We start from the raw sequence: 25,644 nt of genomic DNA, 5'->3' as shown, positions 1-25,644 counted from the left end.
ACGCCGCTGCGGTGCGTCGCATTCGAAGGTTGCAGTACTTGTAAAGAGGGGCGCTTACCGAGCGCCCACATAACTATTAAGTCTATTTTGGGGTTTTTATAATGATCACTCAACAACAGATCCGGCTGACCAAGCTGGCGCTGGCTTTGTCGATTGCGTTGTCGGCGGTGCCGACGTTCGCACAGAACACCACCTCGGCCATCGGCGGCCGCGTCTCGAGCGCGGACGGTGCGCCTGCGGCCGGTGCCCAGGTGTCGATCGTCCACACGGAGTCGGGCTCTGTCAGCAACGTGGTGACCGACGCCCAGGGGCGTTACGTCGCACGCGGCCTGCGCGTTGGCGGTCCGTACACGATCATTATCACCAAAAACGGCGTCTCGGAAAAACGTGAAAACGTCTATGTCCAGCTGGCCGAAACCGCATCGATCGACGCCACCCTGGGCGCCGCCGCCATGCAGACCGTGACCGTCACCGGCACGGCCAACCGTTCGGAGCGTTTCAACCGCACGTCGATGGGCGCCGTGACCAGCATCGGCGCCACCGAACTGGCCACCCAGGCATCGATCCAGCGTAACCTGCAGGACTACGCCCGTTCCGACCCACGCGTGTCGCAGACCGACAAGGAACGCGGCGAAATGTCCGTCGCCGGCCAGAACTCGCGCTACAACTCGATCACCGTCGACGGCGTCGCCATCAACGACACCTTCGGCCTGGAGTCGAACGGCAGCCCGACCGCGCGCCAGCCACTGTCGATCGAAGCGATCCAGTCGGTGCAGGTCAACGTCGCCAACTACGACGTTACCCAGAAGGGCTATACCGGTGCCAACGTCAACGCCGTGACCAAGTCGGGCACCAACACCTGGAAGGGCGGCGCCTACTACGTCTACCGCGACGACAGCATGTCCGGCAAGCGCTACAACAACGTCGCCGACACCTATAGCGACGTTCCTAAATTCAAGGAAGACACCAAAGGCCTGTGGGCCAGCGGTCCGCTGATCGAAGACAAGCTCTTCATCTACGCCCTGACCGAAAAATCGAAGAGCACCCGTGCGATTCCTGACTTCGGCATCGTCGGCTCGAGCGCCGGCACCATCGTCCCGATCACCGCGTCCGCTGTCGCCAGCGCCCAGCAGATCGCCAAGGACGTCTACGGCATCGACGTCGGCAGCATCGCCACCACCGGCGGCGAGCTGACCTCGGAAGAGCAGCTGCTGAAAGTCGACTGGAACATCAGCGACGACCACCGTGCGAACTTCCGCTACGGCAAGACCAAGCAGACCGAACCAATCTTCCCATCGTTCTCGGCCACCGGCGTGACGCTCGATTCGATGTACTACCGGAATAACAAGAAGATCGAAACCGCGGTTGCCCAGGTCTTCTCGGACTGGACCCCGACCTTCTCGACCGAAGCGCGTATCTCGATGCGCGACTACGACGCGATCCCGGACAACAATTCGCGCCTGCCTTCGATCGGCCTGAGCTTCAGCGGCCCGCTCCCGGCCGGCACCCCGTCGGGTACCCAGACCGGCTCGCGCTTCATCAACTTCGGTACCGAAAACTCGCGCCAGCGTAACATCCTCGGCACGAAGACCATGGACTACTTCGCCGGCGCCAACTGGACGCTGGGCGCGCACGAAGTCAAGTTCGGCCTGGACTACAGCAAGAACGAGGTGTACAACGCCTTCCTGCAGAACATCTACGGTAACTACACCTTCGCTTGCGACAACACGCTCAACGCGAGTGTCTGCAGCAAGTCCGGCGTGACCACCGCGGAAATCGAAGCGGCCGTGCTGAGCAACTTCCGCAACGGCAAGCCGACCTCGTACACCCTGCAAACCGCCGCACCGGGTTCGTCGCTGGACAACGCCGTTGCCGACTTCACGATGAACAACACGGGCCTGTTCGTGCAGGACACCTGGACCATCAACAAGCAGCTGACCGTGAGCGCAGGCGTCCGTGTCGACGAGACCGGTGTCGGCGGTACGCCGCTGCGCAACAGCGCCGCCGCCGCGCCTGTGATCGCAGGCACCGGCCAGTTCGGTCGCCAGACCGGTGGTTTCGGCTACGACAACACCGTCACCGTCGACGGCCAGAAATTGTGGCAGCCACGCGTCGGTTTCAACTACAAGTTCGACCGCGCCCTGCCAACCCAGATCCGCGGTGGCGCCGGCCTGTTCCAGGGTGCCGCGGCAACCGTCTGGATGTCGAACCCGTTCTCGAACCCGGGCGTTGCGACCCGCATCATCAACTGCTCGGGCACCAGCTCGAACCGTTGCCCGACCGACCGCAGCATCTTCAGCTTCAATCCTGATGCACAGCCGACCAACGTCGGTTCGCCACCGGCGGCCAACGTCGACATCCTGGATCCAAGCCTGAAGCAGCCGTCGATCTGGAAAGCCAACCTGGCCTTCGATACCGAACTGCCATGGGGTGGCATCGTCTTCGGTGCCGAGTACCTGTACACCAACAACAAGTCCTCGATCTACTACGAGCACCTGAACCTGGGTGCACCGACCGCAACCGGTAGCGACGGCCGCCAGATGTTCTGGAACGCCGCCGGCCTGGCTGCTGCCAGCTACAGCGCCAACAACGGCACGGTCAGCACCAAGTCGGGCATCACCACGACTTCGCGCGCCCGCAACAACCAGGCGTTTGCCGACGTGCTGCTGGCGAAGAACTCGAGCAAAGGCGACGGCAACCTGATCACGCTGTCGCTGTCGCGTCCGCTGACCAAGGGCCTGGGCTGGTCGGTTGCCTACACCCGCACGGATGCAACCGAAGTCTCGCCGCTGACCTCGTCGGTGTCGAACTCGAACTTCCGCGCCCGCTCGGTATTCAACCCGAACGAAGAAGTGGCAGCGAACTCGGCCTACCTGGTGAAGGACCGCGTCAACGCGCTGGTTAACTTCCAGCAGAAGTTCATCGGCACCTACAACACCCGTATCGGCGTGTTCTACGAAGGCCGTTCGGGCAAGCCGTACAGCTGGACCTACAAGAACGACCTGAACGGTGACGGCGTTGCCGGTAACGACCTGATGTACATCCCGAAGGCACCAGGTTCGGGTGAGGTCGCGTTCTACGGCGCCACCGATGCGGAACGCGCTGCCACCGAGGCACGTTTCTGGGACATCGTCAACAGCCAGTCGGACCTGCGTGACGCAGCCGGCGGCGTGGTTGGCCGCAACAAGAGCTTCTCGAAGTGGACCAACACCGTCGACCTGCGCCTGAGCCAGGAAATCCCGGGCATCTTCAAGCGCAACAAGGCAACGTTCACGCTGGACTTCCTGAACTTCGGCAACCTGCTGAACAAGAAGTGGGGTCATATCGAAGAAGTGCCGTTCGCTTCGGCCGGCGGTAACGTGCGCGGCTTCGTCGACTACGCCGGTCTGGATGCACAAGGCCGCTACGTCTACGCGGTCCGCAACAAGGCCGACGACGTGACGATCAAGCAGCAGAAGAACGAATCGCAGTGGGCAATCCAGGCAACCCTCAAGTACGAGTTCTAAGTACTGAATTCGCAGCTTGAGTGATGAACGGCCGGTGGCGACACCGGCCGTTTTTTCGTTTCAGGATGAAAGGGTGCGGCGGCTGTAAAGATGGCCGCGCGCATCCCTACGTGCAATAATTCGGCTCGCCCTGCAGGGGGTTCCCGACTTCATCAGCAAAGGTAATGTATGACCGTTTCCCCGCGCGCCCGCGCCCGTTTGTCCATTCTGGCGCTGGCCCTGGCTGCCGCCGGCTGCACCACCGCGCCGCGTGGTCCGGTCACATTGAACCTCGTTGCCATCAACGATTTCCACGGCAACCTCGAGCCGAGCAAGTACACCTATACCAGCGCCGCCACGGGCAAGAGCGAAACCTTGAGCGCGGGCGGCATCGAAGCCTTGAGCGGCGCACTTGCCGCCTGGCGCAAAGAGGATAAAGATCTGCTGTTCATCGGCGCGGGCGACCTGATCGGCGCCAGCCCGGCGCTCTCTTCGATGTGGGCCGACGAGCCGAGCATCGAGGCGATGAATTTGCTCGGCCTGCGCTTGTCGTCGGTGGGAAACCACGAGTTCGACCAGGGCCGCAAGGAGCTGCTGCGCCAGCAGGCCGGCGGCTGCGATTCGCCGCGTCCGGGCAAGGCCTGCCGGATCATGCCGAACTACGGCGGCGCGCGTTTTACGTATCTCGCCGCGAACGTGCTCGATAGCGCCACCGGCAAGCCCTTCATGCCGGCCTGGCGCATCGAGACCGTGAAAGGCGTGAAAGTCGGCGTGGTCGGCGCGGTGCTGCAGGGCACCGCCTCGGTCGCGGTGGCCTCGGCGATTGCCGGCCTGGACTTCATCGGCGAAGCCGAAGCCATCAACCGCGCGCTGCCGCAGATGCGCGCCGAGGGTGCGCAGGTCTTCGTCGCCCTGATCCACGAAGGCGGCCACACGGCCACGCCGCCAGACCAGCCGGCCTGCAACGATCTAAAGGGCGGCATCGTCGACATCGTGAAGCAGCTCGACCCGGCGTTCCGCCTGGTGATTACAGGCCACTCGCACCAGGGCTATTTGTGCAAGGTCGACGGGCGCGTCGTGACCCAGGCCGATGCGGCGGGGCACCTGCTGTCGCGCATCGCCGTGAAGGTCGACCCGGCCAGCGGCCTTGTGTCCGACATCGACGTGCGCAACGTCGTCATGAACCCGGAACTGTTCCCGGCCGATCCGAAAGTCAGCGCCTTCCTCGCCAACGTCAAGGAGCGCAGCCGCGCCGCGCTGGCCCGTCCGCTGGGCAAGCTGGGCACGCCGACGGTGGCGCGCAAGGCAAACGAAGCAGGGGAGTCGCCGCTCGGTAACCTGATCGCCGACGCCGTGCTGGCCGCGACCCGGGCGCAGGGTGCCCAGATCGGCTTCATGAACAATGGCGGTATCCGCAAGGACCTCGAGACGTCGGATGCCGCGCTGACCACCAACTTCGGCCACGCCCAGGCGGTGCTGCCCTTCGGGAATACCCTGGTCGTGCTGGACCTGACCGGCGCCCAATTGCGGCGCCTGCTGGAACAGCAGTGGCAGCGTCCGAGCGCCTCCGGCGCCACCATCCTGCAAGTGTCGCAAGGCCTCACGTACACCTGGGACGAGACGCGTCCGGCCGGCCAGCGCCTGGTGCCGGGCAGTCTGAAGTTCATGGGCGCGCCGGTCGAGGACAGCAAAACCTATCGCGTGGTCGCGAACAACTTCCTGGCCGAAGGCGGCGATAATTTCCCGGAATTTGCCAGGGGCACGAACCGGGTCGACACGCATATCGTCGACCTCGACGCGCTGAGCGACTACATCGCGAAACACCCGGGCGCCGGCGGTGCGAATGCCGGCCTGGCCCCATCGACGCGCATCGACAAAGTGCGCGCGCAACAATAACCGCAGCACCGCACAAACCAAGGAACCACCATGAAAAAACTAGCTTGTGTCCTCGCGCTCGCCAGCGCCTTTACGTCGGTCGACGCCCTGGCCTGGGGCGGCGACGGCCACCGCGCGGTCGGCGCCATCGCCGACAAACTGCTCAAGGGCACGAATGCCGAAAAGCAGATCGCGGCCCTGCTGCTGCCGGGCGAGTCGCTGGAAGCCATCGCCAACTGGCCGGACTGCGTGAAGGGCACCTATTGCGGCCCGCAGTCGCCGGAAATGGTGGCCTACACGGACGCCAATCCGAAGCACAGCGAGTACCACTACACCGACGTGCCCTTCCAGCTGGCGCACTACCATGACGGCGCGGTGGGTACGGCCGAGGTCGACATCGTCCAGACCCTGAAGCAGTGCATCGCGGTCCTGCAGGGCAAAACCGACCCGGCCCTGAACCCGCACAAGTTCACCAAGCGCCAGGCCTTGATTTTGCTGACCCACATGACCGGCGACATCCACCAGCCGCTGCACGTGGGCGCTGCCTTCGTTTCCAGGGACGGCAAGTTCGTGGTGCCGAAGAGCCATGCGGAAGTCGACGAAGCGGCGATCTTCGACTCGCGCGGCGGCAACAACCTGCTGCTGGACGACCAGAAGCTGTCCGAGCTGAGCGCGAACCTGATTCCGCCGGGCGATCCGAAGCCGGTCAAAGAGGGCGTGCCGAAGGCGCTGACGAAACCTTTCCACTCGTACTGGGACAGCACCACGGTCGACTACGCCTTCCGCCGCGTCCGTACCAAGACGCCGGAACAGTTCGCGCAGTTCGCGATCGACAGCAAGCCGGTGATCAAGGCGAACACGGGCGAGCCGGCGACCTGGCCTTACCAGTGGGCGGACGACGCGCTGGTGGTGTCGAAATTCGCCTACGCCGACGTGGTGCCGGGCAAGATCACGCCGCAAATCAGCAAGAAGGGCGAGACCTATTACACCTTCGCCCTGGAAGTGCCGGCCAATTACCCGGTGCCGAGCTCGCAGATCGCCAAGGAACAGCTGATCAAGGGCGGTTACAAACTGGCGGAAGTGCTGAAGGCGATCTACGGCTAAGCAATCCCGCAAGTCCAGTCGTCATGAAGGCCGCGGCGGTGACGCCCCGGCCTTTTTTCTGGGGCCAGCCGTGCGGCTGGGCCGGCCCGGCCGCGGCTAGAATGGCGTTTCCGGCGCGCCGCGCCGCCCTTGACCGGATAACCGCATGAACCGCCGCCTCCTTGCCTGCCTTGGCCTGTGCCTGAGCACGGCCGCCCGCGCCCAATCCGGAGTCGATTCCGACGTGGCGCCCGAGTCCCGTCCCGGCCAGCCGCTGTGGGAACTGGGCCTGGCGGGCGGCGTCGTCAGCACGCCCTCGTATCCCGGCGCGGCCGACCGCGAGACGCGCGGCCTGGCGCTGCCGCTCGTCATCTACCGCGGCAAGGTATTCCGTTCCGACCAGTCCGGTATCGGCGCGCGCCTGTTCAAGACCGACGCCGCCGAACTCGACGTCGGCCTGGCCGCCTCGCTGCCTGCCCGTTCCGACGACGTGGCGGCGCGTGCCGGCATGCCCGACCTGGGCGCGCTGGCCGAATTCGGTCCGCGCCTGAAACTGCGCCTGGCGCGCTTCGATGCGCAAAGCGGCCTGCGCGCCGAGCTGCCCCTGCGCGCCGTGATCGAAGTACGCAGCGGCCTGCGCCACCAGGGTTATACCTTCGAGCCGCGCCTGGTCTACGAGCGGCGCAGTCTTGACGGCAAATGGCTGTTCGACACCCATCTCGCCGCGGTCGTCGGCGACGGCAAGATCAACCGTTATTTCTACGAGGTGCGGCCCGAATTCGCGACCGCCACCCGACCCGCCTACAGCGCGGACGCCGGCCTGATCCTGGTCCGCGCCGGGGTATTCGCCGCGCGCGTGGTCAACCGCGACCTGCGCGTCTACGGCTTCCTGCGCGCCGAGAACTATGGCTCGGGCGCCAACCGCGACAGTCCACTGCACCTGCGCGACAATGGCTTGTCGGCGGGCTTCGGGCTGTCGTGGACCATCACGCGCTCGGCGCGGCTGGCGAGCGACTGAGGCGCAATAGCGACGCTCAGCGGCGCTCGCTGGAGTCTGGCAAGACATTGTTCGTTCGCAATCCAGCAGGGTTCCCGCACGGAAGAATGGGCTGTTTTCACTTCCTTCCAAGGAAAGAACATGCGCATTCGAACCATGTACTTCTGCTATTGCCTGGCCGTGCTGGGCGTGCTGCTTGGGGTGCCGGCCATTGCCGCCCCTGATCCCTGGCTCGACCACAACGGCCGCCTGCCGTCGCGCTCGGACTACGCCGGGCCGCTGTTCAAACTCAGCCATGACTATCCGTCCGGCCTGCCGGCCCCGCACATGCCCTGGCGCACCGCGATCGGCAACCTGCCGATCAGCACCGCGAACGCCGCCGCCTACACGCAAGCCCTGAAAGACAGCGTCGCCCGCGACATGGTGGCCTTGCTGCTGGACGACGGCGACTGGGACCCGGGCCGGCGCGGCTGGTACAACGATCCCTGGCTGGGCGCCCAGCGCGAAGCGATCCACGGCATGCTGGTCGGGATCGAACGGGTCGACGACGCCATGTTTGCGAAGAGCGGCCTGACGAAACCATTTACGACCTATGTCCTCACCTGGTACAACCGCACGGCGGCGCAGACGCTGGGCGCGATCTGGCGCGACCCGCAGGCGCCGCAGCTCGGAGGGGGCGCCACCCAATATGCCGAAGGCTCGATCACGGTGAAGCTCGCCTTCACGACGGCCGGTCCCGCCGAATGGCCGGCGATGCGCGGCGCGCTGTCCTGGCCGATGATGATGACGACGAATGCCACCACCGGGCAGTTCGACCGCCCGACCCTGGGCAAGGGCCACCTGATGCAGGTCGACATCGTGGTGAAGGACACGCAGTCGGCGCCGCAGACCGGCTGGGTGTTCACGACCCTGGTCTACGACCGCAACACGCGTCCGGGCAGCCGTGGCGTATGGGACCAGATGGTGCCGCTGGGCGCGCAATGGGGCAACGATCCGCGGGTTGACAGCGCCGCCAAGCCGGGCGCGCCGCTGTTCGAAAGCTGGATCAATCCGAACGCGCCCCTGTACGCCACCGAGACGCTCGGCTGGGGAGGGCGGCTGTCGGGACCGAACGACCATGGCGCCAACGACATCTCGGTGGTGACGGGCGGGCAGCGCAGCCTGCTGCGGCGGGCCGGCAATTCGTCCTGCCTCAGCTGCCATGGGACCTCGCAGTGGAATCCCGCCAATCCGGCGAAGGGAATGAGTGCCTTCCTGATGCCGCTGGCGCCGCCGGATGCCGACGGCGCGCCGAACGCCGGCGCTCCCTATTTGAATTCGCCCGCGCCGGGATCAAGCGAATGGCTGCGCTGGTTCCAGAACCGTCCGGGCAATGTGCCGATGGACGCGGGCAGCGTGGCCGGCGACTACGACCTGGCGCTGACCTTCCGCGTGCTGCCGGCCTGGCAGGAGGCGCGCAGCGGGAAGAAGCATGCGTTGCAGAAGCTCGATGCGGGTGGGGTGCCACTACAGCGGGAATAGTGGGCGGTGGGCACGGGGCGCCCACCCTGCAGTTGCCAGGTGTCCAGGCAAAAAAAGGGCGGCCCGCAGGCCGCCCCTCGTTTGATACGTGTCCGATCAGCGCGACTTGACGAACGGCTTGCCGATCGCCTTCGGCGCCACCGACTTGGCCATCAGTCCGGCCAGCACGACCACCGTCACGACATACGGGATCATCTGGATCAGCGAACCCGGGATGCGGCCGACCAGCGGCAGGTCGCGGCCTTCGAGCTGGATCTGCACGGCCGTGAAGAAGCCGAACATCAGGCAGCCGAGCACGGTGTGCAGCGGACGCCAGTTGCCGAACACCAGCGCGGTCAACGCCAGGTAGCCGGCGCCGGCCGACATGTCGCGCAGGAAGAAGCCGCTCTGGACGATCGACAGGTAGGCGCCCGAGAACGAGCACAGTACGCCGGCGACGAGCATCGCCAGGTAGCGCGTCTTCTCGACCGAGACGCCGGCCGCGTCCGCCGCATGCGGGTTTTCTCCGCAGGCGCGCAGGCGCAAACCAAAACGGCTGTGATACACCACCCAGTGCACCACCGGCAGCAGCAGGAAGGCCAGGTAGACCAGCGGCGAATGGCCGCCGAGCACACGGCCCCACAGCCAGCCGAGGAAAGGCAGGTTTGCCAGCGCTTCGGTCCCCGGCAGCACGATGTTCGGGAGGCGCGCGTCGCCCAGGTCCGGCGTGCGCCCGCCCTGCTGGAAGATGTACTGGGCGACGACGAAGGTCAGGCCGCTCATGGCGATGTTGATGGCGATGCCGGCCACCAGCTGGTTGCCCTTCTGGGTGATCGACACGAAGGCCTGGACCATGGCGATTGCAACCGAGACCGCCATGCCCGCGACGATGCCGGCCCAGGGATTGTGGGTGCTGTAGGCAACGGCGGCCGACACGAAGGCCGAGGCGAGGATCTTGCCTTCGAGCCCGAGGTCGACCACGCCGCTGCGTTCGGCGAACAGGCCGGCCAGCGCGGCGAACATCAGCACCGGCGCGCTGCGGATCATCGAGACGATGACGGCGGCGGCGAAATCAAAGAATTCCATGGCTTATCCCTTGCGTGTTGCGTTGATCAGTTTCAGGAGCGCCGGCGCGTAGAAGTGTTCCATCGCGCCGCAGAACAGGATGATCAATCCCTGGATGAAGATGAAGGTCTCGACCGGGATGTTCGGTTTTTCCAGCGAGAGGTCGAAGCCGCCCTGGATCAGCGCGCCGAACAGCACCGACGACAGGAAGATGCCGACCGGGTGCTGGCGGCCCATCAGGGCAATCGCGATGCCGACGAAGCCGGCGCCGGCCGGGAAGTTCAGGCTCAGGTAATGGGTCGACCCCATGATCGAGTTCACCGCCGCCAGGCCGGCGAGCGCGCCCGAGATCAGCATCGCGACGATGATCATGCGGCTGATGCGCACGCCGGCGTAGTGGGCCGCGTGCTGGTTCAGGCCCGTCGCGCGCAGCTGGTAGCCCCAGGCCGAACGCGAGACCATCACACCGTAGACTGCCAGCGCGACGATGGCGATCGGGAAGCCGATGTTCAGCGGCGAGTCGCCGAAGAAGGAGAACCAGGTGTTCAGGGTCGGCAGGGCGGCGGCATCGGAAAAGACGCGGCTGGCCGGGTTTTGCTCGCCCTCGGGAAGCAGCGCCTTGACGATGATGAAGTTCATCAGGTTGGCGGCGATGAAGTTGAACATGATGGTCGTGACCACCACGTGGCTGCCGCGCCGGGCCTGCAGGTAGCCCGGCAGGAAGGCCCACAGCGCGCCGAACAGGGCGCTGCCCAGCAGCGCCAGCGGAATCAGCAGCCAGGGCGAGAGCGTGGCGTCGAATGCCAGCATCGCGAGCGTCAGGCCCAGCCCGCCGAAATACATCTGGCCTTCTGCGCCGATGTTGAACAGGCCCGCCTTCATGGCGATCGATACCGCCAGGCCGGTGAAGATGAAGGTGCTGGCGTAGAACAGGGTATAGCCCAGGCCTTCCGGATTGACGACCGCGGAGTTGATCAGGATCTTCATCGATTCGACCGGGCTTTCGCCCAGCAGATGGATGACGAGCGCGGCGACCAGCAGGGCCGACAGCAGGTTCAGGACCGGCAGGGCGAAGCCTGTCGCCCAGCGTGGCAGTTCGGTGGTTTTCATCTGTTTCATGACTTGTGCATGCCGCCCATCAGGAGGCCGATGCGGGTGGTGTCGAATTCGTCGATATTCAGTTCGCCGGTGACGCGGCCGCCCGACATGACCACGATGCGGTCGGCCAGTGCGCGTACTTCTTCCAGTTCCACGGACACCAGCAGGATCGCCACGCCTTCGTCGCGCAGGCGCAGCAGCTGGGTGTGGATCGATTCGATGGTGCCGATGTCGACCCCGCGGGTCGGCTGGCCGACCAGCATCAGTTTTGGTGCCGCCGACACTTCGCGCGCGATCACGACCTTTTGCTGGTTACCGCCCGAGAGCAGGCCGATGCGCAGGTCCGGATTGTTCGGACGCACGTCGAAGGCCTGCAGCAGGTGCGCGCAGCGCTTGGCGATCGCATCGAAGTCGAACAGGCCCCAGCGGTTCTTCACACGGTCCTGGTAGCCGAACACGGTGTTTTGCATCACCGAGAAATCTTTGATCACACCGTCGCGCAGGCGGTCTTCCGGCACGTGGCCGATGCCGAGCTTGCGGAAGGTGGCCGGCAAGCCGTCGGCATTCGTGCGGCGCCCGAAGGGCAGGGGCTTGCCCTCCAGCTCGACCTGGCCCGAGGTCGGCAGGCGCATGCCGGCCAGGATTTCCATCAGTTCGCTCTGGCCGTTGCCGGAGACGCCGGCAATCGCCACGATCTCGCCCGCGCGCACGTTCAGGTCGATGTCGGCCAGCAGCTGAACGCCGTTCGCGTCCTTCAGCTGCAGGTTCGACACTTTCAACACCGGCGCGCCTGGGTTGAAAGGTTTGCGCGGCAGGTTGCCCTCGATCGGGCGGCCCACCATCATGTTGGCCAGCTGCTCTTTCGAGGTCTCGCGGGTCGCCACGGCGCCCGACACGCGGCCGGCGCGCAGCACCGTCACCTGGTCGGTGATGTCCATGATCTCCTGCAGTTTATGGGTGATCAGGATGATGGTCTTGCCCTGCTCCTTGAACAGGCGCAGGATCTCGAACAGGGACGCAGTCTCCTGGGCCGTCAGGACGGCGGTCGGCTCGTCGAGAATCAGGATGTTGGCGCTGCGGTAGATCTGCTTGAGGATCTCGACGCGCTGCTGGGCGCCCACGGATAAATCGTGGATGGTTGCCAGCGGATCCACATCGAGGCGGTAGCGGCTGCAGATCTCACGCAGCTTTGCTTCGACTTCGGCGCGCTTCGCAGCCAGTTTGAAACCACCCTCGGCGCCGAGCATGACGTTGTCGAGCACGGTCATGTTCTCGACCAGCATGAAGTGCTGGTGCACCATGCCGATGCCGAGATCGATGGCTTCCTGGCTGCTGCGGATGGCGCGCGCCTGGCCGTCGATCAGGAGCTGGCCACTGTCGGCGTGATAATAGCCGTACAGGATGCTCATCAGGGTGGATTTGCCGGCGCCGTTCTCCCCGATGACGCCATGGATGGAACCCTTGGCGATTGTGAAGCTGACGTCAGCGTTCGCTTGCACCGGCCCGAAGGCCTTGCTTATGTTGCGAAATTCTACGGCTGGCTGCATAGCGATCAGTAGTGAAAAAGTGAATGCTTTATAAAGAGTAAATGCATTGATCAGATCAATGCATTTAAAAGCGCGCCGCGCCGGAAACCGGCGCGGCGCGCTTTGATGAAAACCTTAAAAAAAGATCAGACCGGGCAGCTGCTTGCGGCGCGGTAGTCGATGACCTTGATCTTGCCGTTGATGATGTCGGCCTTCACGCCATTGACGCGTTTTTCCATTTCGGGCGAGACGACCTTGCGGTTGTCCTTGTCCAGCACCCAGTCGACGCCGCCTTCCTTCAGGCCTTTATAGGTGGTGCCGGCCTTCCAGGTGTTGTTCTTGACTTGCATGAACGCGTCGTAGATCGCGACGTCGACGCGCTTGACCATCGAGGTCAGCATCGAGCCCGGATGCAGGTAGTTCTGGTTCGAATCGACGCCGATCGCCAGTTTTCCCTTTTCCTTGGCCATCTGCAGCGCGCCCATGCCCGAACCGCCGGCAACGGCGAACACGACGTCGGCGCCGCGGTCGAATTGCTGGCGTGCCAGCTCGCCGCCCTTGGCCGGGTCGTTCCAGGCCGCGCTGGTGGTGCCGACCATGTTCGACATGATCTCGATCTTCGGCTGCTGGGCCTTCGCGCCCTGGCTGTAGCCGCAGGCGAATGCGCGGATCAGCGGGATGTCCATGCCGCCGACGAAACCGATCTTCTTGGACTTGGAGGCCATCGCGGCGGCGACGCCGACCAGGTACGAGCCTTCCTGTTCCTTGAACATGATCGAGTTCACGTTCGCGCCCGGCGCGATCGAGTCGATCAGGACGAATTTGACTTTCGGGAATTCCTTGGCGACCTTGGCCACGGCCTGGGTCTGCGAGAAGCCGATGGCGGCGATCATGTCGAGCTTCTTGCGCGCGAGGCCGCGCATCACCTGCTCGGCCTGGGTATCGCTGTTGGCCTGGACTTCGATATACGGGATGTTGGTCTCTTTCTTGAAGCGCTCGGCGCCTTCGAAAGCGGACTGGTTGAACGACTTGTCGAACTTGCCGCCGGCATCGTAGACGATGCCCAGCTTCGGCGCCGGCGCTTGCGCCATGGCGCTGCCGGCAATGAACAAAGCCGCAATCGTCGTGCTGAGTTGCTTGAATTTCATGAATGAGCTCCTGGAATTTCGATATTGTACCCGGCGCAACGGCTGCGTTGGGAGGGCTAAGCTAGAGGCAAGGCTCTCGACACACCACCGCAATGCGTTCTGGCGCGTGATGCCGTGCGGATTGTGTCAGCCCCGGACGTTTCATGGGGTTACGATTTGTATCGAAACCTTTCCTCCACACAGCGCGGGCGCGAATGTCGCGCCATCACAACAATGAGAGGGGGAGAGGGCCGGCCATGCGCCGCGTGATCCGATGCCGGAATCCTGCAGCTCAACCTGTCAAATATGCATCAGTCCACCGCTGCAAGGCAAATACGATTTTACTTGGCAATTTATTCGGTGGAAATATAAATGCCGACAAGATTCGGCATTTTTTTTCCTCAAGCCACAGTTTCGATGAGCTGGGGCGCCGCCAGGGGCTGGCTGAAGCGCTGGGTCAGGAAGCCGGCGATGCGCGCTTGCGTCGCTTCCAGGTAGGGGATGTTCATGTGGTCCGAGCCGGGGACGATGTCGTCGAGGATCAGATTGGCCAGCTTTTCGCAGAGCTGGTCGGTATGCGAATGCGGCACGATGTCGTCGCTCTCGGCGCGCAGCACATAGGTCGGCACCTTCAGCGAAGGCGCGTGCTTGATCGACTCGAAGCGGTGGCGCAGCATGTACTCGATCGGCATTGCACGGAATTTTTTCTTGGCGATGGCGAGGATCGAATCGTAGGGCGTGATCAGCACCACCGAGTGCGCCGCGCGTTCCTTGGCGACCTGTACCGCCACGCCGGAACCGAGGCTGCGCCCGACGACGGCAATGCGGCGCGCGTCGACCTGGCCCAGGGCGGCCAGCCAGTCGAACAGGGTACAGCCGTCTTCGACGAGCAGGGTTTCGTCGGGGATGCCGTGGGAATTGCCGTAGCCGCGGTAGTTCAGCGCCAGCACCGTCATGTTCGGAAACAGGTTGCCGGCGTCGCGCACGACCCAGGACACTTCTTCCGAGCGCCCGCCGAAATACAGCACGGCCGGACGCGGGCCCGGGGTGCGCGGCGTCATCAGCCAGCCGCAGAGGCGGGTGCCGTCTTTCGCGCGCAGCACGATCGGACGGGTACGGTGGCCGCTGCTGCGCGGGCTGTTCACTTCGGGGATGACGGTGGGGTTGAACACCAGCCGGCGCTGGTTGGCTGCAACGGCCGCCGTCAGGCCGAGCCACAACACGCTGGCAAAGCCCGCCATTCCCGCCGCCATTTTTTTGCTCGATGTGTTCATGCTGCCAGTCTACCTCGTCGGTAGAGAATGTTCTGTGCGCCATGTCGCAATGCACCGCAGCATAAAGATTTGTCGGCGGGGGAGTGTGTTTTTCGCTACAGAAACACAATCAGGCGCAGGCAGGCATCGCTACCTGATCGATTGGACAGCAGGAGTGCGGATCGGTTCGTTCGCCCGGTACGCCGCGGCGGCTTCGGGTAACATGAAGGACGATTGTTCATCCAACAATGAAGGAAGCGCCGTGCATTATCTCCTCACCTACGACCTCGCCCCCGACTACCTCGAGCGCCGCGCCGAGTTCCGCAACGAACACCTGAAACTGGCCTGGGAATCCCAGGAGCGCGGCGAGATCGTGCTCGCCGGCGCCCTCGGCGAACCGGCCGACCGCGCTCTGCTCGTCTTCAACTGCGACAGCCCCGAGATACCGCAGCTGTTCGCCGCGAAAGACCCGTACGTCACGCATGGCCTGGTGCGCGCTTTCCACGTGCGCCCCTGGAATACGGTGGTCGGCGACATGGCGGCCACGCCGGTACGGCCCGAGTAGTCCACGATCCCACGCTCCATGCGTGGGCCGCGCGGCATGAGGCTTCAGCGCGGCACCAGTTTTAATATCAGGTTGTGCGAGGTCACGGCCAGCACCCCTGCACTGAGTGCCGCAATCCCTCGCGGCGCGTTCAACCCGCCCGGCAATGGGCCGAGCACATTGTTCTGGCTGCCGGGCACCCCGACGACGGTGCTGACCGCGTTCGAGGTGCTGATGCGCCGGATGGTGCCGTTGCCGGTGTCCGCCACGTACATGTCCCCGGTGCCGTCGAGCGTGAGCCCGGCGGCGCGGCACAGGCGTGCATTCGCGCCGGTGCCGTCGGCGCTGCCGCATTGTCCCGCGGCGCCGGCGATGGTGCGCACCTCGCCCGCGGGCGAGATTTCGCGGATCGTCGAGTTGCCGGTATCGGCGACGTACAGGTAGCCGGCGTTGTCGACTTCGATGTCCTGCGGCTCGCAAAAGCGCGCTGCACTACCGCGTCCGTCGCTGCTGCCGCAGGCGCCCGCTGCTCCGGCCACGGTCGTCACCTTATTCGCGCGGTCGATGCGGCGGATGGTGTGGTTCAGGGTGTCGGCCACGTACAGGTTGCCCTGGCGGTCGATCGCGATCCCTTGCGGCGAGCAGAAGCGGGCGTTGCGCGCGTCGCCGTCGACGCTGCCGCACTGGCCCGCCGCGCCGGCCAGCGTGGTGACGGCGCCGGCGGCGCTGATCCGGCGAATCAGCGAATTGCCGGTGTCGGTGACGTACAGGTTGCCGTCGGCATCGGCCTCGAGCCGGGTCGGCGAATTGAAGCGCGCGCTGGTGCCGGCGCCATCGAGGCTGCCGATCGCCCCGACGCTGCCGGCGAAGGTGACCGCCACGCCCTGGGTCGAGACGCGGCGGATCGTGGCGCTGTTCTTCTCGGCGACGTACAGGTTGCCGTCGGGCGCACTGACGACGCCCTCGGGCGCATCGAAGCGGGCACTCGACCCCGAACCGTCGAGCGAGCCGCCGCAGGTCGGGCACAGGCCGCCGGCGATCAGGAAAATGCCGGTCTCGGCGTTCGGACGGCCGTGGTCCGGACGGTCGGGCCGGTCCGGGTAGTCGTCGTGATAGTCCGTATAGCCGAAGCCGATCGCCACGCCCCCGCCACAAGCGGCCAGCGTGGCGCACAGCACGACCGGGCCGAGCCGTCTGGCCCAGCGGCGCAGAGAGTGGAACAGGGCGGGCAGGCGCATGGTGTCTCCTTGTCGGTGGCAGGTGTTCCTGCCGTTTATGCCCCCGAGGTTAATCAAGAGGTGCCTCCCGGGCATGAGCGCGATCAAGCGTGCGCGGGTGGGCCGATCGCTTCGGTGTTTCGTCTACGCAAGCTCGCTTCGGTTACACTCCTCTCGCCAAATTTCAAGCCGGAGAGTGCATGCAAACCGCCGTCAACCTGTGGCCACTGCTGGGCGTGGCCGTCATCGCCGCCGGCTTCCTGCTGCGGGCCAATCCCGTACTGGTCGTGGTGGCCGCCTGCGGCGTCACCGGGGCCGCGGCCGCCATGCCTTTCATGCACGTGCTCGAGTCGCTCGGCACGGCCTTCATCAAGACCCGCAACCTGCCGCTGGTGCTGCTGCTGCCGCTGGCGGCGGTCGGCCTGCTGGAGCGCTTCGGACTGAAGGAGCATGCGATGGCGAGCATCGCGAAAATCCGCTCGGCCACCAGCGGGCGCCTGCTGATCGTGTATCTGTTCCTGCGCGAGATCTCGGCCGCCGCCGGCCTGACCAGCCTGGGTGGGCAGCCGTCGATGGTGCGTCCGCTGGTCGCGCCGCTGGCCGAGGGCGCGGCCGAGGCGCGCATTGGTACGCTGTCCGATGCGCTGCGTTACCGCATCCGTGCGATGGCGGCGGCCACCGACAACGTCGGCCTGTTCTTCGGCGAAGACATCTTCGTCGCCTTCGGCGCCATCGTCCTGATGCAGACCATCCTGCGCGCCGAAGGCATCGAGGTCGACCCGATGCGGATGGCGCTGTGGGGCATCCCGACGGCGGTATGCGCCTTCGTCATCCACAGCTGGAACCTGTGCCGGCTCGACGCCGCGATTCGCCGCGAAGGGGAGGGCAAGTGATCTTTTCGCTCAATGTCCTTTACCTGATGGTCGGCTTGCTGCTGGCTTTCGTGGCACTCCTGACCGCGCTCGACCGCGGCCACCCGCGCCGTTTCACGTCGGCCCTGTTCTGGGGACTGTACGCGGCCGTCTACCTGGTGGGCGATTTTCTGCCGCCGGCCCTGGCCGGGGCGCTGATGATCGCGATGGCGCTGCTGGCCGGCTGCGGTCTTGTCAAGCCGGGCAAGCACGGAACGCTGGAAGCGGACGAACGCCGCGCCAGCGCCGCCCGCCTGGGCAACCGCCTGTTCCTGCCGGCGCTGGTCATTCCAGTCGTGACCGTGCTCGGGGCGACCGTGCTGAAGGACGTCCGCATCGGTGACTGGGCCCTGTTCGACAAGGCCCACCTGACCCTGGCCTGCCTCGGCCTGGCCTCGCTGCTGGCCCTCGGCGCGGCCTGCCGGCTGACCCGCGCCAGTCCGCTGCAGGGCCTGCGCGAGGCGCGCCGCCTGGTCGATGCAATGAGCTGGGCGGTGACCTTGCCCCATATGCTGGCGGTGCTGGGCCTGTTGTTCGCCGAAGCCGGCGTCGGCAAGGCGGTGGCGCAAGTGACGACCTCGTGGATCGCCGCCGACTCGCGCCTGGCGGCCGTCGCCCTGTATTGCGTCGGCATGGCACTCTTCACTATCATCATGGGCAATGGCTTCGCGGCCTTTCCGGTGATTGCCGGCGGCATCGGGGTGCCGGTGCTGGTAGGGCGCTTCGGCGCCGATCCGGCGATCATGGCTGCCATCGGCATGTTCAGCGCGTATTGCGGCACATTAATGACACCGATGGCGGCGAACTTTAATATCGTCCCGGCGGCGCTCCTGGAGTTGCCCGACAAGAACGCGGTGATCAAGGCGCAGATTCCGACCGCGCTGCCGCTGCTGGCGGCGAACATCGTCCTCCTCTACTTCCTGATGAATCGATAGCGATGAAAAAGACTGTCTTGCTGACCGGCTTCGAGCCCTTCAACGGCGCAACCATCAATCCGGCCTGGGAGGCGGTGCGCGCGCTCAAGGGCTGGGTGGATGGCGATTTCATGGTCGAAATCCTGCAGCTGCCCTGCGTCTTCGGCCAGGCCAACCGGGTGCTGTGCGGCGCGGTCGACGAAATCAAGCCCGATGTCGTGATCGCCGTCGGCCAGGCCGGCGGCCGCGCGGATTTGACCGTCGAACGGGTCGCGATCAATGTCGACGACGCGCCGATCCTCGACAACGACGGGCAGCAGCCGGTCGATGCGCCGATCGCGGCCGACGGTCCGGCGGGCTATTTCGCCTCGCTGCCGGTCAAGGCGATCGTGGGCGCGATGCGCGAGCGCGGGCTGCGTGCGTCGGTGTCGCAGACGGCGGGCACCTTCGTCTGCAACCACGTGTTTTATGGGCTGATGCACCACCTGCAGGGGCGGGATGTGAGCGGCGGCTTCATTCACGTGCCGTATCTGCCGGAGCAGGCGCCGGACGGCGCGCCGTCGATGGCGCTTGCCGAGATTGTCGAGGGTTTGAAGGTGGCAATCGAGGTGGCAGTGCGGGGTGGCGGAGTTCAGACCACAGTCGGTGGAGCCACCCACTAGTCTGAAGCGAAGTTCGTAGGGTGGACTCCTGAGTCCACGCGTGCGACGGTGGATATGTGCTTGCGTTGAATTTAATCGGTTCGCACGCATGACGGAATCCACCTGGCGTCGCCGTACATTCACCGGTGATCCGCGTGGGCACAAGTGCCCACCCTACGGTGCGCCACCGTCTCCGTCCGGCTTGAGGATCTTCAAAAACGCCCTGACCACCGGCGCATCGTCCTGGCTGGTGTAGGTAATATACAAATTCGCCGACGGCGTATTCGCCTTGATCGGCACGAACACCACCCCCGGCCAGCCGATCCGGCTGGTCGTCTCCGGCAGCAGTGCCACCCCCAGGCCCGCGCCGACCATCGCCAATAAAGTCTGCGGCTCGGCCGCTTCCTGGAAGATGGTCGGCTGGAAGCCTGCATTCACGCAGCATTGGATCAGGTAACGCGGCTCGGCCGACTGGCTCAGGTGCAGGGTCAGCATCGGCTCGTTGGCGATGTCGACCAGGTCGATCGCCTCGCGCCCGGCCAGTGCGTGGTTCTTGTGCACGGCCACGCAGACGTTCTCGCGGAAGCACAGTTCCTGGTGCAGGTGCGCCGCCTTCAGCTCTTCTTCCTCGAGGCGCGGCTCGCGCCAGAAGCCGACGTCGATCTGCTTCGAGCGCAGCGCCTCGAACTGCTCGTCGGGGCCGAGTTCGTGCAGGGTCCAGGTGACTTTCGGGAATTCGCTCTGGAAGCGCTCCAGCAGGCTCGGGATCGGCCCCCACATCGCCGAGCCGACGATGCCCACGCGCAGGCGCCCGACTTCGCCGCGGTCGATCTGGCGGATGGTGTCGATCGTCATGCGCATGCGGGCCAGCAGGTCGGCCGCTTCCGTCATCAGCGCCTTGCCGGCCACGGTCAGCTCGAAGCTGCGCGTGGTGCGCGCGAACAGGCGCACGCCGAGTTCCGATTCCAGCTTCATGATCTGCTGCGAGAGCGGCGGCTGCGAGATGTGCAGGCGCTCGGCGGCGCGGCTGAAGCTTTTTTCCTCGGCCACGGCGAGGAAGTATTTCAGCTGTTTCAGGTCGATCGACATGGTGTGTGATTTATGCGGCGTGAGCGTTCAAGGCGACGGCCAGGCGTGCACCGACCAGGGCATTATGCTCGACCAGGGCGATATTCGTGGCCAGGCTGCGGCCCCCGGTCAGCTCCTTGATGCGCGCCAGCAGGAAGGGTGTCACCTTCTTGCCCGTCACGCCCTGTTCGCCGGCTTCGCGCAGGGCCTGTTCGGTGATGCGGTCGATCTCTTCCTTCGGCATCGCGAACCCCTGCGGCACCGGGTTGCTGACCACGACACCGCCCTTTAAACCGAGCTGCCACTTGGTGCGGATGAAGCTGGCCTGCTGCTCGGCGCCGTCGATCCGGAAATCTGCATCGAAGCCGCTCTCGCGTGTAAAAAAGGCGGGGAAGCCGGGCTGGCCGACGCTCACCACCGGCACGCCGTGGGTCTCCAGGTACTCGAGGGTGAGCCCGATGTCGAGGATCGACTTGACGCCGGCGCAGACGACGGCGACGCTCGTATGCGCCAGCTCCTGCAGGTCGGCCGAAATATCGAAACTGGTCTCGGCGCCGCGGTGTACGCCGCCGATGCCGCCGGTGACGAAGACTTCGATGCCGGCCAGCTGGGCGCAGATCATGGTCGCGGCAACGGTGGTCGCGCCCAGCAGGCGCTGCGACAGCACATAGGCCAGGTCGCGCCGGCTCACTTTGATTGCATCGGGTGCGGTTCCCAGCGTTTCGAGCTGCGCATCGGACAGCCCGATGCAGATCTTGCCGTCCATGATGGCGATCGTGGCCGGCACGGCGCCGGCGTCGCGGATGATCTGTTCGACCTTGCGCGCGGTTTCCACGTTCTGCGGATAGGGCATGCCGTGCGAGATGATGGTCGACTCGAGCGCGACGATGGGGCGGCCGGCATTGCGCGCGGCGACGACTTCGGGGGAGAACAGCAGGAAGGAGTGCATGGGGATTCCAGTATGTTAGATAAGGGCGCCGAAGGTTTCCGGCGCCAGTTGCGGACAGACCGTCTCGCGGCATTCGATGGTGAGGGTGGCGAGCTGCAGGCCGCGGCGGCAGGCCAGCGCCAGGTCGGTGCCGCCGCCGTGCAGCGAGAGGCAGACGGCGGCGGAGAAGGCGTCGCCGGCGCCGGTGACGTCGACCACCTTTGCCGGCGGCGCGTCCAGCCGTTCGACGCCGTTTGGCGTCGTGAACAGCACGCCGCGCGGCCCCAGCGTGACGACGACGTCCTGCGCGCCCTGCGCCTGCAGTTCGCCGCAGGCCGCTGCGAGGTCGTCGTCCTGTACTACGCGACCGAGGCGGGCACCGAGTTCGCCCCGGTTCAGGATAATCAAACGTACGCCCTGCAGCGATGCCGGCAGCCGGTTCATCTTCGGCTCCGAGACCGCGACGATGACGAGATCGACGCCGTCGCGCGCGGCGTCCAGCTGCAGCGTTTCGATCGCGTCGCGGCCCAGGTTCAGGTCCGCCACGATCAGCGAGGCGCCGGCGCGCTGCTGCCGGCGCAGGTCGAGAAGCGCGGGCGTGATGCGGTCGTAGAGCGCCATGTCGGCCAGGGCTACCACCATCTGGCCATCGTGGTCGAGCACTGCGGTATAGGTGCCGCTGGCGGCGTCGTCCAACCGCAGGCAGCCGCGGGTGTCGATGCCGGCGCCGTCGGCATGGGCGAGCAGGGCGCTGCCGGAGGAGTCGTTGCCGACCGCCGTGATCAGGCCGACCTTTGCTCCCATCCGCGCCAGGTTCTCGGCGATGTTGCGCGCCACGCCGCCGAAGGATTCGACCGCGCTGGCCGGGTTCGAGCTGCCCATCGCCAGCGGGCCCGCTGCGCGCAGCTTGCGGTCCAGGTTGGCCGCGCCGATGCACAGGATCGGCCGCTCGCTTGGCAGCACATAGGCGCGCCCGAGCAGGCGCCGTTCGCGTACCAGGCTGGCGATGTAGCCGGCCACCGCCGAACGCGACAGATTGAGTTCGGTAGCGAGCTCGTTCTGCGCGATGAAGGGATTGGCGCGGATCAGCTCATACAACTGTTCTTTTTTCGGAAGCTCGGTCACGGTCGGGGTCGGTTTCAACAAATGTTTATCAATGCTAGACAGATGTTTGGATGGCGTCAACCCATATCGGCGGCACCACAGTATGTAGCGGGATTTAGTCGGCTCTCATATAAATGAGCAAGAGAAATGGTATTTGCCATACATATCCCGGATAATGCATAGTTATAATAATTTCTGGTCTTCGTACGCCCGTTCTGTGGCGCCGGGCCGCTCCCCTGTACAGCCCGCACGACTGCCTCCCTCATCTTGGATTCAACAGAAGGAAACCTCATGTCCAGCAATACCCCATTCGAAGCCGCCGAGATCATTCGCGCCCGCAAACCAGGGTTCGAGCCGCGCGTGGCGATGATCCTCGGCTCCGGCCTCGGCGTGCTTGCCGAGCAGATGCTGGACGCGGTCTCGATCAGCTACTCGGAACTGCCGGGCTTCCCGATCAGCACCGTGCACGGGCATGCGGGCGAACTCGTGCTGGGTACCCTGGCCGGCGTGCCGGTCGTCTGCATGAAGGGCCGCGGCCACTTCTACGAAGGCTATGGCGCCAACGTCATGACCTCGGCCGTGCGCACCTTCAAACTGCTGGGCTGCGAGATGCTGCTGGTGACGAATGCCGCCGGTTCGCTGCGCCCCGAAGTCGATGCCGGCAGCGTCGTCGTCCTGTCGGACCACATCAACCTGCTGCCGGGCAGCCCGATGGCCGGTCCGAACGACGACCGCTTCGGCCCGCGCTTCTTCAGCATGGCCAATGCCTATGACGCCGAGCTGCGCGCCCTGGTCAAGGAAACCGCGGCCGCCAAAAACATCACCATCGCCGAAGGCGTGTATCTCGCCGCGCCGGGTCCGAACTTCGAGACCGCCGCCGAAATCCGCGCGTTCAGGACGATGGGCGCCGACGTCGTCGGCATGTCGGTGGTGCCGGAAGTGATCTCGGCCCGCCACTGCGGCCTGAAAGTGGTCGGCATCTCGGCCATCACGAACCTGGCGGAAGGCCTCTCGCCCTTCCCGCTGTCGCACGAGCAGACCCTGAAGTACGCGGCGATCGCGGCCAAGGACCTGGTCACCCTGATTCATTCGTTCACCGAGCGCCTGGCGGCCATTCCACGCGCAGCCGCTCAATAATCGAGGACTTCCATGTCACGCGCATTCATCCTCCTGCTTGATTCCTTCGGCCTGGGCGCGCTGCCCGACGCCGACAAATACGGCGACACGGGCGCCAATACCTTCGGCCACATCGCCGAGTGGGCCGCGAAAGAGGGCAAGCCGATGTCGCTGCCGAACCTCGAGCGCCTCGGCCTGGCAGCCGCCGCCCACAAGGCCAGCGGCGAATGGGCCGCCGGTTTCAATCAACGCGACGGTTTTACGGGCGCCTGGGGCGTCGCGCGCGAACAGTCGACCGGCAAGGACACGCAGAGCGGCCACTGGGAAATCGCCGGCGTGCCGGTGCTGTTCGACTGGGGTTATTTTCCGAAGACCGTTCCTTCGTTCCCGAAGGAGCTGACCGATAAACTGCAGGAGCTGACCGGCGTTCCCGGCTGGCTGGGCAACTGCCACGCTTCGGGCACCACCATCATCGACGAACTCGGTGACGAGCACGTCGCCAGCGGCAAGCCGATTCTGTACACCTCGGCCGACTCGGTGCTGCAGATCGCGGCGCACGAAGAGAGTTTCGGCCTGGAGCGCCTGTACGCGGTCTGCGAGGCGGCCTATGAACTTGTGAAACCCTACAACATCGGCCGCGTGATCGCGCGTCCGTTCCTGGGCGCGAACGGCAAGTACAAGCGCACCAGCAATCGCCACGATTACGCCGTGCCGCCCACAAGCCCGACGCTGCTCGATCACGTCGCCAATGAAGGCGGCGAAGTCATCGCCCTCGGTAAAATCAGCGACATCTTCGCGGCCCAGGGCGTGACCCGCCTCGTCAAAGGCGTCGACAACATGGCGCTGTTCGACCGCCTGCTGGAAGTGGCGGACGAGGCGCCTGCCAAATCGCTGTCGTTCGTGAACTTCGTCGACTTCGACATGCACTTCGGCCACCGCCGCGATGTCGCCGGCTATTCGAACGCGCTGCACGAACTGGACGCGCGCCTGCCCGAGTTCATGGCGAAACTGAAAGACGGCGACCTGGTCGTGATCACCGCCGACCACGGCTGCGATCCGACTGCGCCGGGCTCGGACCACACGCGCGAACACATCCCGATGATTTTCTTCGGCCCGAACGTCAAGCCGCAGGAGCTGCCGATCGCGAGCACCTTCTCCGACATCGGCGCCACGCTGGCCAAACACCTCGGCGTCAAACCTCTCTCCAACGGAACCGCACTGCTATGACCCAGAACCTGGACTTCAAACGTAACACCGCCGTCGGCCTCGACCTCGGCTGGGTGAACAGTATCAAGGTCAACCGCAATGCGGCCGACCGCCGCGCCGCCAGCCTGGCGAATCGCCGCACGGTGAAAAAGGAATACCAGGCTGCCTGGCTGATCCGCGCCGTGCAGTGCATGGACCTGACCACCCTCGGCGGCGACGACACCCCGGGCCGCGTCGAGCGCCTGTGCATGAAGGCGATGCGCCCGCTGCGCGCCGACCTGATGCAAGCGCTCGGCCTGGAGTCGCTGACCACCGGCGCCGTCTGCGTCTACCACGAGATGATCACGCCTGCAGTGAAAATCCTGCAGGGCCGCCTGCCGATCGCCGCCGTGTCGACCGCTTTCCCGGCCGGCCTGTCGAGCCTGGAGACCAAGATCCGTGAAATCGAATTGTCGGTCGCCGCCGGCGCCACCGAGATCGACATCGTCATCACGCGCCAGCATGTCCTGACCGGTAACTGGCAGGCCCTGTACGACGAGATGGTCGCCTACCGCCAGGCCTGTGGCGAGGCCCACGTGAAAGCCATTCTCGCCACCGGCGACCTGGTCACGCTGGACAACGTGGCCAAGGCCTCGTGGGTCTGCATGATGGCCGGCGCCGATTTCATCAAGACCTCGACCGGCAAGGAAGGCGTGAACGCCACCATCCCCGTGTCGCTGGTGATGACCCGCGCGATCCGCGAATACTACGAGCAGACCGGTTTCCAGGTCGGCTACAAGCCGGCCGGCGGCGTCTCGACCGCGAAGAGCGCGCTGCAATACCTGACCGTCATGAAGGAAGAGCTGGGCAACGACTGGCTGCAGCCGCACCTGTTCCGCATCGGCGCTTCGAGCCTGATGACCGACATCGAGCGCCAGCTCGAGCACTACGTGACCGGCGCCTACTCGGCCGCACATCGCCACGCGCAACCTTAAATACCGAACGGA

Annotated in this window: 21 protein-coding genes; 12 read left to right on the top strand and 9 right to left on the bottom strand. The window is 65.3% G+C overall.

Annotated elements, in window-relative coordinates; translation table 11 throughout:
• The first annotated feature begins 101 nt into the window (after nucleotides 1-101).
• From LPB04_RS00920 to LPB04_RS00900, 5 genes are all read left to right on the top strand, one after another.
• Nucleotides 102-3,506: a TonB-dependent receptor gene (locus LPB04_RS00920; protein WP_193686954.1), complete on the top strand. Its 3,405-nt coding sequence runs from the start codon at nucleotides 102-104 to the stop codon at nucleotides 3,504-3,506.
• A gap of 168 nt (nucleotides 3,507-3,674) precedes the next feature.
• A complete protein-coding gene (locus LPB04_RS00915) occupies nucleotides 3,675-5,381 on the top strand; it encodes a bifunctional metallophosphatase/5'-nucleotidase (RefSeq protein ID WP_193686953.1) in 1,707 nt (568 codons plus the stop codon).
• A gap of 30 nt (nucleotides 5,382-5,411) precedes the next feature.
• Nucleotides 5,412-6,464: a S1/P1 nuclease gene (locus LPB04_RS00910; protein WP_193686952.1), complete on the top strand. Its 1,053-nt coding sequence runs from the start codon at nucleotides 5,412-5,414 to the stop codon at nucleotides 6,462-6,464.
• Nucleotides 6,465-6,609: 145 nt separating this feature from the next.
• A complete protein-coding gene (locus LPB04_RS00905; protein ID WP_193686951.1) occupies nucleotides 6,610-7,461 on the top strand; it encodes a MipA/OmpV family protein in 852 nt (283 codons plus the stop codon).
• 120 nt (nucleotides 7,462-7,581) lie between these two features.
• The gene (locus LPB04_RS00900; RefSeq protein WP_193686950.1) at nucleotides 7,582-8,961 is read left to right on the top strand and encodes a hypothetical protein; all 1,380 of its coding nucleotides are present in this window, start codon (nucleotides 7,582-7,584) and stop codon (nucleotides 8,959-8,961) included.
• Nucleotides 8,962-9,057: 96 nt separating this feature from the next.
• Here LPB04_RS00900 and LPB04_RS00895 read toward each other — a convergent pair whose 3' ends face one another.
• From LPB04_RS00895 to LPB04_RS00875, 5 genes are all read right to left on the bottom strand, one after another.
• Nucleotides 9,058-10,026 (bottom strand): ABC transporter permease, encoded by a 969-nt coding sequence (locus tag LPB04_RS00895; protein ID WP_193686949.1) that lies wholly within the window; start codon nucleotides 10,024-10,026, stop codon nucleotides 9,058-9,060.
• 3 nt (nucleotides 10,027-10,029) lie between these two features.
• Nucleotides 10,030-11,115 carry an ABC transporter permease gene (locus tag LPB04_RS00890; protein WP_193688809.1) on the bottom strand — a complete coding sequence of 362 codons (1,086 nt, stop codon included), beginning with the start codon at nucleotides 11,113-11,115 and terminating at the stop codon, nucleotides 10,030-10,032.
• 5 nt (nucleotides 11,116-11,120) lie between these two features.
• Nucleotides 11,121-12,650 carry an ABC transporter ATP-binding protein gene (locus LPB04_RS00885; protein WP_193686948.1) on the bottom strand — a complete coding sequence of 510 codons (1,530 nt, stop codon included), beginning with the start codon at nucleotides 12,648-12,650 and terminating at the stop codon, nucleotides 11,121-11,123.
• A gap of 125 nt (nucleotides 12,651-12,775) precedes the next feature.
• Complete coding sequence (locus LPB04_RS00880) at nucleotides 12,776-13,777, bottom strand: BMP family lipoprotein (RefSeq protein ID WP_193686947.1); 1,002 nt, start codon at nucleotides 13,775-13,777, stop codon at nucleotides 12,776-12,778.
• A gap of 380 nt (nucleotides 13,778-14,157) precedes the next feature.
• Nucleotides 14,158-15,030 carry an alpha/beta hydrolase gene (locus tag LPB04_RS00875; protein WP_193686946.1) on the bottom strand — a complete coding sequence of 291 codons (873 nt, stop codon included), beginning with the start codon at nucleotides 15,028-15,030 and terminating at the stop codon, nucleotides 14,158-14,160.
• A gap of 241 nt (nucleotides 15,031-15,271) precedes the next feature.
• On the opposite strand from LPB04_RS00875, the gene LPB04_RS00870 reads away from it, so the two are divergent.
• Nucleotides 15,272-15,574: a YciI-like protein gene (locus LPB04_RS00870; RefSeq protein ID WP_193686945.1), complete on the top strand. Its 303-nt coding sequence runs from the start codon at nucleotides 15,272-15,274 to the stop codon at nucleotides 15,572-15,574.
• Between the two features lie 44 nt (nucleotides 15,575-15,618).
• On the opposite strand, the gene LPB04_RS00865 is transcribed toward LPB04_RS00870, so the two are convergent.
• Nucleotides 15,619-16,791, bottom strand: coding sequence for an NHL domain-containing protein (locus tag LPB04_RS00865; protein WP_193686944.1), 1,173 nt, complete (start codon nucleotides 16,789-16,791; stop codon nucleotides 15,619-15,621).
• Nucleotides 16,792-16,970: 179 nt separating this feature from the next.
• On the opposite strand from LPB04_RS00865, the gene LPB04_RS00860 reads away from it, so the two are divergent.
• The 3 genes from LPB04_RS00860 to pcp are packed head-to-tail and all read left to right on the top strand — an operon-like array spanning nucleotide 16,971 to nucleotide 19,257.
• Nucleotides 16,971-17,663, top strand: coding sequence for a DUF969 domain-containing protein (locus LPB04_RS00860; protein ID WP_193686943.1), 693 nt, complete (start codon nucleotides 16,971-16,973; stop codon nucleotides 17,661-17,663).
• The gene (locus LPB04_RS00855; protein ID WP_193686942.1) at nucleotides 17,660-18,616 is read left to right on the top strand and encodes a DUF979 domain-containing protein; all 957 of its coding nucleotides are present in this window, start codon (nucleotides 17,660-17,662) and stop codon (nucleotides 18,614-18,616) included. The genes LPB04_RS00860 and LPB04_RS00855 overlap by 4 nt, the downstream gene beginning before the upstream one ends.
• Before the next feature lie 2 nt (nucleotides 18,617-18,618).
• Nucleotides 18,619-19,257, top strand: coding sequence for a pyroglutamyl-peptidase I (pcp, locus tag LPB04_RS00850; RefSeq protein ID WP_193686941.1), 639 nt, complete (start codon nucleotides 18,619-18,621; stop codon nucleotides 19,255-19,257).
• Between the two features lie 153 nt (nucleotides 19,258-19,410).
• Here the strand turns inward: pcp and LPB04_RS00845 are convergent, their stop codons facing one another.
• The 3 genes from LPB04_RS00845 to LPB04_RS00835 are packed head-to-tail and all read right to left on the bottom strand — an operon-like array spanning nucleotide 19,411 to nucleotide 22,378.
• A complete protein-coding gene (locus LPB04_RS00845; protein ID WP_193686940.1) occupies nucleotides 19,411-20,325 on the bottom strand; it encodes a LysR family transcriptional regulator in 915 nt (304 codons plus the stop codon).
• 10 nt (nucleotides 20,326-20,335) lie between these two features.
• A complete protein-coding gene (locus tag LPB04_RS00840; RefSeq protein ID WP_193686939.1) occupies nucleotides 20,336-21,253 on the bottom strand; it encodes a pseudouridine-5'-phosphate glycosidase in 918 nt (305 codons plus the stop codon).
• A 15-nt stretch (nucleotides 21,254-21,268) separates the two neighbouring features.
• Complete coding sequence (locus LPB04_RS00835) at nucleotides 21,269-22,378, bottom strand: carbohydrate kinase (RefSeq protein ID WP_227496572.1); 1,110 nt, start codon at nucleotides 22,376-22,378, stop codon at nucleotides 21,269-21,271.
• Between the two features lie 249 nt (nucleotides 22,379-22,627).
• Between LPB04_RS00835 and xapA the strand changes: the two genes are divergently transcribed.
• The 3 genes from xapA to deoC are packed head-to-tail and all read left to right on the top strand — an operon-like array spanning nucleotide 22,628 to nucleotide 25,632.
• Complete coding sequence (xapA, locus tag LPB04_RS00830; RefSeq protein WP_193686937.1) at nucleotides 22,628-23,473, top strand: xanthosine phosphorylase; 846 nt, start codon at nucleotides 22,628-22,630, stop codon at nucleotides 23,471-23,473.
• 12 nt (nucleotides 23,474-23,485) lie between these two features.
• Nucleotides 23,486-24,679, top strand: coding sequence for a phosphopentomutase (locus tag LPB04_RS00825; RefSeq protein WP_193686936.1), 1,194 nt, complete (start codon nucleotides 23,486-23,488; stop codon nucleotides 24,677-24,679).
• On the top strand, nucleotides 24,676-25,632 hold the full coding sequence (gene deoC, locus LPB04_RS00820) for a deoxyribose-phosphate aldolase (RefSeq protein WP_193686935.1): 957 nt from the start codon (nucleotides 24,676-24,678) through the stop codon (nucleotides 25,630-25,632). The genes LPB04_RS00825 and deoC overlap by 4 nt, the downstream gene beginning before the upstream one ends.
• The last annotated feature ends 12 nt before the right edge of the window (nucleotides 25,633-25,644 follow it).

The sequence above is a fragment of the Massilia litorea genome, assembly GCF_015101885.1.
Classification (GTDB): Bacteria; Pseudomonadota; Gammaproteobacteria; order Burkholderiales; family Burkholderiaceae_D; genus Telluria; species Telluria litorea.
Note: the sequence above shows the minus strand (reverse complement) of the source record. Positions and strands in the feature narration are given on the sequence as shown.

What these genes read in the sequence shown, in the direction of transcription:
- pcp (WP_193686941.1), top strand. Translation starts at nt 18,619, where the DNA reads ATGAAAAAGACTGTCTTGCTGACCGGCTTCGAGCCCTTCAACGGCGCA.
- LPB04_RS00875 (WP_193686946.1), bottom strand. Translation starts at nt 15,030, where the DNA reads ATGAACACATCGAGCAAAAAAATGGCGGCGGGAATGGCGGGCTTTGCC.
- LPB04_RS00840 (WP_193686939.1), bottom strand. Translation starts at nt 21,253, where the DNA reads ATGCACTCCTTCCTGCTGTTCTCCCCCGAAGTCGTCGCCGCGCGCAAT.
- LPB04_RS00865 (WP_193686944.1), bottom strand. Translation starts at nt 16,791, where the DNA reads ATGCGCCTGCCCGCCCTGTTCCACTCTCTGCGCCGCTGGGCCAGACGG.
- LPB04_RS00885 (WP_193686948.1), bottom strand. Translation starts at nt 12,650, where the DNA reads ATGCAGCCAGCCGTAGAATTTCGCAACATAAGCAAGGCCTTCGGGCCG.
- LPB04_RS00915 (WP_193686953.1), top strand. Translation starts at nt 3,675, where the DNA reads ATGACCGTTTCCCCGCGCGCCCGCGCCCGTTTGTCCATTCTGGCGCTG.
- LPB04_RS00845 (WP_193686940.1), bottom strand. Translation starts at nt 20,325, where the DNA reads ATGTCGATCGACCTGAAACAGCTGAAATACTTCCTCGCCGTGGCCGAG.
- LPB04_RS00900 (WP_193686950.1), top strand. Translation starts at nt 7,582, where the DNA reads ATGCGCATTCGAACCATGTACTTCTGCTATTGCCTGGCCGTGCTGGGC.
- LPB04_RS00910 (WP_193686952.1), top strand. Translation starts at nt 5,412, where the DNA reads ATGAAAAAACTAGCTTGTGTCCTCGCGCTCGCCAGCGCCTTTACGTCG.
- LPB04_RS00920 (WP_193686954.1), top strand. Translation starts at nt 102, where the DNA reads ATGATCACTCAACAACAGATCCGGCTGACCAAGCTGGCGCTGGCTTTG.
- LPB04_RS00825 (WP_193686936.1), top strand. Translation starts at nt 23,486, where the DNA reads ATGTCACGCGCATTCATCCTCCTGCTTGATTCCTTCGGCCTGGGCGCG.
- LPB04_RS00860 (WP_193686943.1), top strand. Translation starts at nt 16,971, where the DNA reads ATGCAAACCGCCGTCAACCTGTGGCCACTGCTGGGCGTGGCCGTCATC.
- LPB04_RS00905 (WP_193686951.1), top strand. Translation starts at nt 6,610, where the DNA reads ATGAACCGCCGCCTCCTTGCCTGCCTTGGCCTGTGCCTGAGCACGGCC.
- LPB04_RS00880 (WP_193686947.1), bottom strand. Translation starts at nt 13,777, where the DNA reads ATGAAATTCAAGCAACTCAGCACGACGATTGCGGCTTTGTTCATTGCC.
- LPB04_RS00890 (WP_193688809.1), bottom strand. Translation starts at nt 11,115, where the DNA reads ATGAAAACCACCGAACTGCCACGCTGGGCGACAGGCTTCGCCCTGCCG.
- deoC (WP_193686935.1), top strand. Translation starts at nt 24,676, where the DNA reads ATGACCCAGAACCTGGACTTCAAACGTAACACCGCCGTCGGCCTCGAC.
- LPB04_RS00895 (WP_193686949.1), bottom strand. Translation starts at nt 10,026, where the DNA reads ATGGAATTCTTTGATTTCGCCGCCGCCGTCATCGTCTCGATGATCCGC.
- xapA (WP_193686937.1), top strand. Translation starts at nt 22,628, where the DNA reads ATGTCCAGCAATACCCCATTCGAAGCCGCCGAGATCATTCGCGCCCGC.